The organism is Microcoleus sp. Pol14D4, assembly GCF_036701245.1.
Taxonomy (GTDB): domain Bacteria; phylum Cyanobacteriota; class Cyanobacteriia; order Cyanobacteriales; family Microcoleaceae; genus Microcoleus.
Map to the genome: position 1 here is coordinate 21655 of NZ_JAUBQM010000077.1, position 10673 is coordinate 32327.

A 10673-nucleotide genomic window follows, 5' to 3' on the forward strand; every position below is an offset into this window, starting at 1 on the left:
CGCAGATTTGGAGGCTCTGCTTGCTGTTTTCCTCAGCAACCGAAGAGGCCGAAGGCTGCGTTAAGCTTTGGACTAACTGGACTAACGCAGCCTTGAGATTTGAGCTCAAGCAAGTCTCCAATTGTTATCTTTCGGAGAATAAATGAAGGCAACATTCACAAGAATTGAGCCATCTTTTTTGCCTGTAGAATAAATTTGCCACGTACCTGTGGGCACCTGCCACAGATACGGTTTATTTTTCCTTAGCCGATCGTAGATTGAGCTTTTTGAGCATTTGGTATATTCGGCAGCACGTTCAACATTGCAGCCCATTTCCACCAAAACTGCGATCGGCTGGGTGAACAGATTGAGCTGTTCGCTGTTATAATTAGTCATGAGAAATCCTCGGTCTATATAGACCATAAACAACATGAGAGTCCTACTGGTTGCACCCAGTGGCTCCCGAAAACTGATAAGCGATCGAAAGCGTCTCTAGTTACAGCTAGGGGCGCTTGTTTGCTTGTTAAAGGCAGTCTAACACTGCTTTTAAAAATATACAACAAAACTAACGTATATTTTTAAAACTTATGGTAAATTAGACGTATAACTTATCAAAGCCTTGTCTAACAAGCATTTTCTCCTACCTAGTTCCTCGTTACCCGGCTCTGCCTGGGGACGCTGATCCGGAGGCTCTGCCTCCTCTTTTCCTCGGCAACCGACGAGGCAGAGCCTCTAGATATCGGTTCCCAGGCACAGCCGGGGAACCAGTTAAACTCAATAGATATTATGAAAAATACATTTATCTCTCAATTTACTCCTAGCTCGATGTCACCAGAAACCCTGGAAGCTATCTTAGTACAGCGTCACGCACTGGCAGAACGTTTAGTAGAGCTAATTCGGGTGAGCGCCCTAACAGATAACAAGCATTTTCAACTACTAATTGGGCCGCGCGGCATTGGCAAAACGCACTTGGTTTCACTGATTTATCATCGCGTTGCTAAGATGGAAGATTTGCAAGATAAATTGCTAATTGCGTGGCTGCACGAAGAAGAGTGGCATAGTATTGCGTCTTTTTTGGATTTATTGCGGGGAATATTCCGGGTACTTGCTAAAGAATATAAGGCAGAATATGAAGCTGAGTTACAGGATGATGTTGAAAAGCTTTATGATTTGTCGCCGGAGCAAGCTGAATTTAAGGCCGCAGAATTGCTGAGAGACTTTGTTGGCAAGCGGGTGCTGTTGTTGATTGTCGAAAATTTAGAGGACGTGTTTAGCGGCTTGGGGGATTTCGGGCAGAAGCAGTTGAGGGCGTATATTCAAAATAATTATTTTTTGACAATTTTGGCAACATCACAAAGCTTGTTTGATGGAGTCAAGCTGTCTAATCATCCTTTTTATGGCTTTTTTGATTTACATGAATTAGACGAATTTAAGTTCGATGATACTGTAGCTTTATTAAATCATCTTGCCAAGTTAAAAGGAAATAATGATTTAGCATCTTTTATTCAAAGTCCAACAGGGCGCGATCGCATTAAAGTTGTGCATTACCTTTCTGGTGGCAGTCCTCGCGTCTATATTGTTCTTTCGGATTTTCTGATGACTCCTGAATCGCTCGATAAATTGATAGAACCGTTCATGGAAATGCTGGATAGCCTCACGCCATACTATCAGGATAAGATGAAATATATTTCCAATCAGCAGCGAAAGATTGTGGACTTTTTGTGCGATCAAGGTGGTGCTGCACCAGTAAAACAAATTGCTAAACGCTGTTTTATTGAGCAGCGAACTGTATCTAGCCAACTTAAAGATTTGCGAGAAAAGGGTTATGTGAAAACTGAAGAAATTGGACGGGAATCGTGGTATGAATTGCGGGAACCATTGATGCGTTTTTGTCTGGAGGTAAAGAAGCAGCGAAATCAACCGATTCGATTAATTGTGGATTTTATTCGGGTTTGGTATACGCGGCAAGAATTGCAGCAGCGATTGGGATTGAGGATGGCGGATGTTGATTTGGTGGAGAAAGAAAGTCATTTTATGTATCGGCAAGGTTTGACACCGATTCCACCTGATGCTGTGATGGAACGAGAATATTATACGCGGGCGCTTGAGGCTATTGAGAGAAATGAGGAAGACCCGCGTCTGAAGGCTTATTTTGATGAAATTGGAAATTGTATCGAACAGAAAGACTATGTTTCTGCTTTAGCATATGCGGAAAAATTGGTAACAAGTCGCGGCGAGGCAAGGGATTGGGTAGAAAAGGGACGCTGTTTAAATAGCCTGGAACGCTACGATGAAGCATTAGAATGTTTAGATAAGGCTATTGAAAGTGACTCCAATTATGCGAGGGCTTGGGCGAATCGAGGCGATGTACTCGACAACCTCAAACGCTATGATGAAGCCTTAGTATCCTTGGATCGGGCGATCGAACTTGACGAGTATGATCCGTGGCATTGGGCTAAGCGAGGTTATCTACTCAACAACCTCAAACACTATGAAAAAGCCTTAGAATCCTTTGATCGGGCGATCGAATTTGATGCCAATAATCAGGGGGTTTGGTTTCTTCGAGGTCTTTTACTCGACACACTCAAACGTTATGAAGAAGCCTTAGCATCCTTTGATCTGGCGATCGAACTAGATGCCAATTATCAGTCGGCTTGGGCTTTACGAGGCGATGTGCTCTACAACCTCAAACGCTATGAAGAAGCCTTAGAATCTTACGATCTGGCGATCGAACTTGATGCCAATTATCAGCGGGCTTGGGCTAATCGAGGCGGTGTACTCAACAACCTCAAACGCTATGATGAAGCCTTAGCATCCTTTGATCGGGTGATCGAACTTGATGACAATTATCAGTGGGCTTGGAGGTGGCGAGGCTATGTACTCAACAATCTCAAACGCTACGAAGAAGCCTTAGTATCCTACGATAAAGCGCTCGAACTAGATGCCAATGATCATTGGGCTTGGGCTAATCGAGGCGATGTACTCAGCAACCTCGAACGCTACGATGAAGCCTTAGTATCTTACGATCGCGCGATCGAACTAGATCCCAATTATCGATGGGTTTGGGTTAATCGAGGCGGTGTACTCAACAACCTCAAACGCTATGATGAAGCCTTAGTATCTTACGATAGCGCGATCGAACTAGATGCCCATCTTCAATTGGCTTGGACAGTTCGAGGCGATGTACTCAGCAACCTCGAACGCTATGAAAAAGCCTTATCATCTTACGATCGGGTGATCGAACTAGATGCCAATTATCAGTCGGCTTGGACACTTCGAGGCGATGTACTCAACAACCTCAAACGCTATGATGAAGCTTTAGCATCCTTCGATCAGGCAATCGAACTTGGTGATCAATCTTCATCTGTCTTCTTCAACCGTGCCATTGCCATTCTCGGATTGAATCGCTGGGATGAAGGCATCGCTGCCTTAGACGACGCATTCCAACGCTTTGAACCAGGGGATGAAGCTGATGCAGATGATGCCGAGTTAATTACCAGCAACCTGTTCGCAAACACGCAAGATGCAGCGATATGGAAAAATCGCATCACCAGCCTAATTGCAGTTTACGAAAAACACGAATATCTCTCAATCTTAGGACAGGGAATTGTGCGAAACATCCCCGCGCTAATGTCAGAAATGGTAAGCGACAAAGCCGCACGCACTTGGTTAGAATTGTGGCCAGAACCAACCAGCAACTACGAAGAATTCAAAATTCCCATGCGCCTGCTGAATGCGGCTGTCCGCTATAAGGAAACCAAGGGCGACAGACGAGTTTTGCTAGAACTTCCCATAGAAGAACGCAATTTATTAGAACCATTGGTGTCAACAAAACCAGAATAAGTAAAACAGGACTTACGCACTCCGACAAAGAAACCGGGTTTTTTACCTAATCTGCCGATTGCAACGAAGTCTTTTCGTGAAAAACCCGGTTTCTGGGCCCCCTGCGTAAGTCCTATAAAATAGGTATAAAATAGAAATTGATGCTACGAGCAATGGAGTCATCCCCATGACAACAACAATTCCCTCTCAAACTTTGCCAGAAATCATCTACCCCGACAGCGACGGCAAACCCATGTCAGACAATACCAAACAGTTTGAACTAATTGTAAAAATTCAAGGCGGAATAGATGCCTTATTCAAAGACAACGAAAATGTCTTTGTAGCCGGTGATTTGCTGTGGTATCCCGTCGAAGGAGATAACAAAACTCGCCAAGCACCTGATACTATGGTAGTCTTTGGCAGACCCAAAGGTGACAGAGGTTCCTACCAACAGTGGCTTGAAAATAATATTGCGCCGCAAGTTGTCTTTGAAATCATTTCCCCTGGCAACCGCATGGGAACAATATTTAAGCTTTTTAAGTTTTACGATAATTATGGGGTTGAAGAATGTTATTTCTACGATTTAAAGGATAATGAGTTAATGGGTTGGGTGCGAAGTGACGGAAAACTCAACTATATTGAATCAATGGAGGGTTGGGTAAGTCCGCGTTTGGAGATCCGTTTTGAAACTGCATCGGGAGACTTGGAAATTTATCGTCCCGACGGATTAAAGTTTTTGTCTTATGTGGAGTTGTCAAGACAAATGGAACAAGAACGACAGGAGAAAGAGTTAGTACAGCAAAAAGCCGATCGCCTATCCGAGAAATTGCGAGAAATGGGTATCAATCCAGAGGAAATTTGAAACTTTTAGAGACCACCGGCGGTTTAAACCGTTAGGTTTCTTCAACCAGCGAAGACGAGTTTTGTCTGTGTAGACGCGGTTTCAACCGTCGGGTATTTGAATCACCTATAATAACTTGACATATCAACAATTCCCCATGCAAAATCCCCGCAAAATAGCTTTTCTCGCACTCCGCGAAGTCCACCGCCGCGGTGCATTCGCAGATGCCGCACTCGATCGCGCTTTCAGCAATTCTCAACTCAACGACCTCGATCGGCGTTTAGTGACAGAATTAGTTTACGGTAGCGTCAGGAGAATGCGATCGATCGACTTCATCATCGACAAACTAGCAACAAAGAAATCCTCCCAACAACCGCCCGAACTCCGCACCATCCTACATTTAGGGTTATATCAACTCGAATATCTCAACCAGATTCCGCCCTCCGCCGCCGTCAACACCACCGTTCAACTAGCAAAAGAAAACGGATTTTCAGGACTCAGCAGTTTTGTCAACGGTTTGTTGCGCCAATACATCCGTTTAACAGATAACAACTTAAACCCATTAACAGTTACGAATTATAAATCAACCGTCGAACGCCTAGGAATTCTCCACAGCTTCCCCGAATGGCTGGTAAAATTGTGGATCGAACAAATAGGCGAAACCGAAACCGAACAACTCTGTGAATGGTTCAACCAATCCCCCACAATTGACCTGAGAATCAATCCTTTAAAAAGCTCGATCGCCCAAATTGAAACCGCCTTTAAATCCCACAACATCTCAACTAGCAGAATCCCACACTTGCCACAAGCATTAAGACTAAATGGCAGCATCGGCGCAATTCAAAACCTCCCCGGATACAGCGAAGGTTGGTGGACAATCCAAGACAGCAGTGCTCAATTAGTCACCCATTTACTAGGGCCCCAGCCAGGGGAAACTATTATCGACGCCTGTGCCGCGCCAGGGGGAAAAACCACCCACAGCGCCGAATTAATGCAGGATGAAGGCACTATTTATGCCTGCGATAAAACCGCCAGCAGACTCAAAAAACTTAAAGAAAATGCAGACAGACTCCAGATGAAATCCATTAAAATTCATACCGGAGACAGCCGCCATTTTCCAGAGTTTGTTAACCTCGCAGACAGAGTTTTACTAGACGCACCTTGTTCTGGCCTCGGAACCCTCCACCGCCGCGCCGACGCCCGCTGGCATCACACGCCCGAAAACATTCAACAACAATCTCAACTGCAATCGGAATTGCTAGCAAATGCAGCGACATTTGTCAAGTCCGGCGGCGTATTAGTTTATGCAACTTGCACAATTCATCCCTTGGAAAATGAAACAGTTATTCGATCGTTCTTAGACAGCAATCCTCACTGGCAAATAGAACCGCCAACCATTGATTTACCCGTACAGCCATCACCCGAAGGATGGGTGAAAGTTTGGCCGCACAGACATCACATGGACGGCTTTTTTATGGTGAGGCTAAAGCGCTTGAAAAAGCAGTAAAGTCCTTACTCCAAAACGATAGTTTAATATCCCGGTTCTTGATAAGCAGGTTCTTGATAAGCAGGTTCTTGATAAGCAGGTTCTTGATAAGCAGGTTCTTGATAAGCCGGCTCTTGCGGTGGGTAATACTTCGGTTCAGGATTAGGATTGTAAGGCACGATCGCACCATCCTCATTCACAATCATCCCCCGAATAATCTTATGAGGCTGCACCGGTTTTGCCTTAATACTGCCTTTGCGGCCCTCCAACTGCGGCAACTTTGGAAACTTCTCTACCGGCATTCCCTTGACAGCTTGACTCATAAAATCGCGCCAATTGTAGGCAGCGGTACCGCTAGTTCCCCAGGTGGGATAATTGTCATCATTCCCCAACCAAACGCCAGTCACCACCTGCGGAATGTAACCAATAAACCACAAATCCCGCACGTTTTCCGAAGTACCAGTTTTGCCTGCTACAGCGCGATCGTTTAACGCAGCAGGCCCCCCCGTACCGTCTTGGACAACGCCCTCCAACATCCAAGTAGTAATCGCAGCACTATCCTTATCCAAAACCCGCTTCGGTTTAAAATTAGCCTGATAAATCACATTTCCCCGCTGATTAATCACCCGCTTAATGCCGTGGGCTTCAATAAAATTCCCTTGCGATGCTAAAGTACCGTAAGCATTGGTTAACTCCAGCAAATTTACCTCTGAAGAACCCAAAGCGAGGGAATAAATCGGACTCAATTTAGACTTAATCCCCATATCGTTGGCTAATTTTATCGCCGGTTCAAACCCCACATCCATCAACACCTTCACAGCTACGACATTCACCGAACTTGTCAAAGCATCCGAGATCGATCGCCAACCGCTAAATTTTTTGCCATAATTATTCGGTTGATAGCCGTCGATAATAATTGGTTCGTCTTCGTAACTGTCATAGGGAGAAAAACCAGCCGCCATCGCCGCTGCATAAACCAAGCCTTTAAACGTCGATCCGGGCTGCCGCAAAGCCTGCGTAGCACGGTTAAACTGACTTTCCTTAAAATTTCCGCCACCCACCAGGGCCTTAACTTCCCCAGTCTTAGTGTCCATAGAAACTAAAGCCGCCTGTTCAAAACCCTGACTGCGGCCATCAACTTCGATCGCATTTTTAACAACCTGTTCCGCTATTTTCTGCCACTTCAAATCCACCGTCGTCTCAACAGTCAAACCGCCAGCTTCCAAAGCATCTTTAGAAACATAGCGCGGCAATTCCTTCCGAATGTAACTAGCAAAATAAGGCGCGACTACTTTAAATCGCTTCGGCGCACTTGGTTTAACCGCCATAGGTGCCGCCATCGCCTCCTTCGCCTGAACCTCTGTAATTACCTTCGCCTCCTGCATTTGTTGCAGCACAATATTGCGGCGTTTCTTAGCCATATCCGGATTAACCAAAGGCGAATATTCGCTCGGTGCCGGTGGCAAACCCGCCAAAGTTGCCATTTCTGCCAAATTTAATTTATCGACTGTTTTGCTAAAGAAAACCCAAGCCGCATCTGCCACACCGTAAGCATCCGAACCCAAATAAACTAGATTTAAATATCGTTCTAAAACTTGGTCTTTACTCAACTCTCGCTCTATTTTTTGAGCTAAAAGAGCTTCCCGGACTTTCCGCCTAATACTTCTTTCCTGATTAAGAAAAACAACGCGAGCCAATTGTTGCGTAATTGTACTGCCACCCTGCACTAAATCTCTTTCTATCAAGTTAGAAACAATCGATCGCACAATACCTTGATAATCCACCCCGCGATGTTTGTAAAAACGGCGGTCTTCTATGGCAATAAAAGCTTTAACCAACAATTCGGGAATTTCTTGAAGTTTCAGTTTATCTCTAGTTGCCGGACCAGACTGCAACAAAATCGTATTATCTGCTGCTTTAATTGTCAGCGTTCCGTCGCGGTTAAAGGCTGACAAATCGTTAACATCCGGCAAGCCTTTGTCTAAGGTGTACAAAATCCATAAACAGTAGATTAAAGCGCCCCCGCCTATACTTACAACACCTAAACGTATCCAAAATCTAGGGTGGCGGGAGATCCGTTTTTTAGTTTTTTCCTGCGGTGCGCTATTTTCCTGTGGTGTGCTAATTTCCTGTAGTTCCGTATGTCTCTGCAGTTCGGTGTTCGGCGATTCGCTATTTTCCCGCAATTCGCTACTATCGGATTTTTGGGGTGATTTAGTTCCCAGCAAACTTAATCCCGGCCGCAACAATTCTTTTCCCTTGGTTTGCAAGCTGGTAACTTGAGGTTCAATTTCCAACCAAGCAATTAAGCGCTTCAATCCTTCCCAATCGCGCTTGACTATTGGATATCGAGCGTATTCTGGCTCTAAATATTCTGACTCTAAATATTCTGACTCTTCTGGAGGTGCAGCATCTTCTGATACCACATACTCGGCTCGCTCATCCCTTGTCTGTGTATAAAATTGCGCCTCGGATTCCGGCGAGTTGAGCTTATTGCCCTTCGCAGCCTTGGGCGGTTCTCGATCGGAATTACCGCTTATTGCGTTAGTGACTTTGCTCAATGTATCTTTGATATTTGAGAAAAATTCTGCCACGTTCAGACCTTCAAACCTCATCAAGTCCGATTAAAAATTAAAAATTTAAAAAGCTAGCTTTCTTCAATTCTTAATTTTTAATTCGACATTTTTTATTAAATAACACGCTGCTTTGAATTAGGTTTTTTGAATTAAAAAAATTTTAATTCACCACTCAAAATTCAAAACTTTTCTTAACGCTGCAGAGCTTGGTATTTTTTTGAGAAGTGAATTAGATTTTTTGAATTCAAAATTTTTTAACTCAAACCTCACAACTCTGCTTAACTCGCATGACCCAGTGCCAAGGCTGCTACCAGCATACCCAAAACCAGAAAAGGCTGAGCACTTGCCTGATATTTAACATCATTTTCAAGGGGATTGCGCAAAAAGTACATATCCTGAAAAGTAATTTGGGGAATTATCAGCAGCAGCAGAATGACAGCGTAAAGGTTTTGGTGGATGCTGATCAGGTAGCCTGCAATCCCAGCTTGAAAGATGTCGATCATCAACACGCAAATCCAAGCTGCGGTGGTGATGCCAAACATCACTGGCAAAGATTTTAACCCTAATTGCCGATCGCCTTCAACACTTTTGAAATCGTTGACGATCGCAATCCCCAGCCCTGCCAAACTGTAAAACAGGGTCAATATCATAATGGTGGGATCTAGTGTACCAAACAAAGCTTGACCCGCCCACCAAGGCAGAGCAATGTAGCTAGCACCCAGGGCATAATTTCCCAACCAGCCATTCTGCTTGAGTTTCAGCGGGGGCGCAGAGTAGATGTAAGCTAGAAACGCGCCGCCGAGAGTCAAAACTGTCATTATCGGGAATTCATGGCCCGCCCACAAGTCTAGAGCATAAGCCACCCCAATGCCAGCGGCTAATAATACCAAAATTTGCGTTACTACTTGCGGAATCGAGATGATACCGGAGGGAATCGGACGGTAGGGCTCGTTAATGGCGTCGATGTCGCGATCGTAAAAATCGTTCAAAGTTTGAGTGTACCCGGCCAGCAACGGCCCTGACATCAACATACAAGCTGCTGCGATCAAGAAATTCTCTAGGTTCCAAACATAGTTTCCAGAAGACGCAGCCCCGCACACCACGCCCCAAATTAAGGGAATCCAGGTAATCGGTTTCATCAATTGCAAGCGAATCTTCCAGATAGAAGTTTCCCCGCTAGCGGCCCCTTTCATGCCCAACAGTTGACGAGTTTTGGCGCTGCGGTTTTCGGTAGCAGCACTTTCCGGTGCAGCTTCTGGGGAGATTTGGGATGGAGGAGAGTCAGACATAATTTGATGTTAGCGGTACTGCTACTATTGTGTCGTTTTGCATTTCAATAATAATTCAGATAGCTTACCACTGATATTTAAGGTAGATTCTTGAAAACTTACCCGGGCTTGGAGTTGATGCTAGGGAAAAGTAGGAGTTTCACAATATACTGAAATATCATTTTTTTGTGTAAATGTCAAGAGGTTGACACTCTCCGGGCTAAAGCCACAGAGATTCTTTGATCTACGAGTCAATTTGCTGAGACAGGATTTCTCCAGCCAAAGTAGAGATTGATTCTCCCAAAGCGTTACTTGCATCAAGTGCAAAGGTTCCGGTATGCCCTACCGTACCCAATCCTCGACTTAGGATGTTTTTGGCTGCATTGAAATCTCTCTCCAAGGTACACCCGCACTTGCAGACGTGCGTTCTTGTGGACAGCGTTTTCTTAACAACTTCTCCGCAGTTAGAGCATTCTTGGCTGGTATATTGCGGATTTACCGCAACCGTTACCCGCTCAAATACTTTTCCAAAATATTCAAGCCAGATGCGGAACTGATACCAAGATGCGTCGTTAATAGACTTAGCTAAGCAATGATTTTGCACCATATTCTTGATTCTCAAATCGTAAGGATTCAGGTAAAAAATAGTTCCGCAGAGAGCCGAAAAATATGGTAATGTAGTCAGATGAGCGAAAAGGCCG

7 protein-coding genes are annotated in these 10673 nt (G+C 44.7%); 3 read left to right on the plus strand and 4 right to left on the minus strand.

Annotated features, from left to right (window positions below; genetic code table 11):
- Positions 1 to 105: 105 nt before the first annotated feature.
- Positions 106 to 375: a hypothetical protein gene (locus QUA33_RS22305; protein ID WP_333151233.1), complete on the minus strand. Its 270-nt coding sequence runs from the start codon at positions 373 to 375 to the stop codon at positions 106 to 108.
- 390 nt (positions 376 to 765) lie between these two features.
- On the opposite strand from QUA33_RS22305, the gene QUA33_RS22310 reads away from it, so the two are divergent.
- The 3 genes from QUA33_RS22310 to QUA33_RS22320 all read left to right on the plus strand — a co-directional run bounded on the left by QUA33_RS22310 (position 766) and on the right by QUA33_RS22320 (position 6149).
- Positions 766 to 3822 carry a tetratricopeptide repeat protein gene (locus QUA33_RS22310; RefSeq protein WP_333151235.1) on the plus strand — a complete coding sequence of 1019 codons (3057 nt, stop codon included), beginning with the start codon at positions 766 to 768 and terminating at the stop codon, positions 3820 to 3822.
- A 166-nt stretch (positions 3823 to 3988) separates the two neighbouring features.
- Positions 3989 to 4663: a Uma2 family endonuclease gene (locus QUA33_RS22315; RefSeq protein ID WP_333151237.1), complete on the plus strand. Its 675-nt coding sequence runs from the start codon at positions 3989 to 3991 to the stop codon at positions 4661 to 4663.
- Between the two features lie 136 nt (positions 4664 to 4799).
- Positions 4800 to 6149: a 16S rRNA (cytosine(967)-C(5))-methyltransferase gene (locus QUA33_RS22320; RefSeq protein WP_333151239.1), complete on the plus strand. Its 1350-nt coding sequence runs from the start codon at positions 4800 to 4802 to the stop codon at positions 6147 to 6149.
- Between the two features lie 23 nt (positions 6150 to 6172).
- Here the strand turns inward: QUA33_RS22320 and QUA33_RS22325 are convergent, their stop codons facing one another.
- From QUA33_RS22325 to QUA33_RS22335, 3 genes are all read right to left on the minus strand, one after another.
- On the minus strand, positions 6173 to 8743 hold the full coding sequence (locus tag QUA33_RS22325; protein WP_333151241.1) for a PBP1A family penicillin-binding protein: 2571 nt from the start codon (positions 8741 to 8743) through the stop codon (positions 6173 to 6175).
- A gap of 239 nt (positions 8744 to 8982) precedes the next feature.
- Positions 8983 to 9993, minus strand: coding sequence for a chlorophyll synthase ChlG (chlG, locus tag QUA33_RS22330; RefSeq protein ID WP_333151243.1), 1011 nt, complete (start codon positions 9991 to 9993; stop codon positions 8983 to 8985).
- 223 nt (positions 9994 to 10216) lie between these two features.
- The coding region (locus QUA33_RS22335; protein WP_333151245.1) for a transposase at positions 10217 to 10673 on the minus strand (457 nt) is incomplete at its 5' end.

Excerpts from the sequence above, each read along its gene's own strand:
- QUA33_RS22305 (WP_333151233.1), bottom strand. The coding sequence starts at position 375 with ATGACTAATTATAACAGCGAACAGCTCAATCTGTTCACCCAGCCGATC.
- QUA33_RS22315 (WP_333151237.1), top strand. The coding sequence starts at position 3,989 with ATGACAACAACAATTCCCTCTCAAACTTTGCCAGAAATCATCTACCCC.
- QUA33_RS22310 (WP_333151235.1), top strand. The coding sequence starts at position 766 with ATGAAAAATACATTTATCTCTCAATTTACTCCTAGCTCGATGTCACCA.
- QUA33_RS22325 (WP_333151241.1), bottom strand. The coding sequence starts at position 8,743 with ATGAGGTTTGAAGGTCTGAACGTGGCAGAATTTTTCTCAAATATCAAA.
- chlG (WP_333151243.1), bottom strand. The coding sequence starts at position 9,993 with ATGTCTGACTCTCCTCCATCCCAAATCTCCCCAGAAGCTGCACCGGAA.
- QUA33_RS22320 (WP_333151239.1), top strand. The coding sequence starts at position 4,800 with ATGCAAAATCCCCGCAAAATAGCTTTTCTCGCACTCCGCGAAGTCCAC.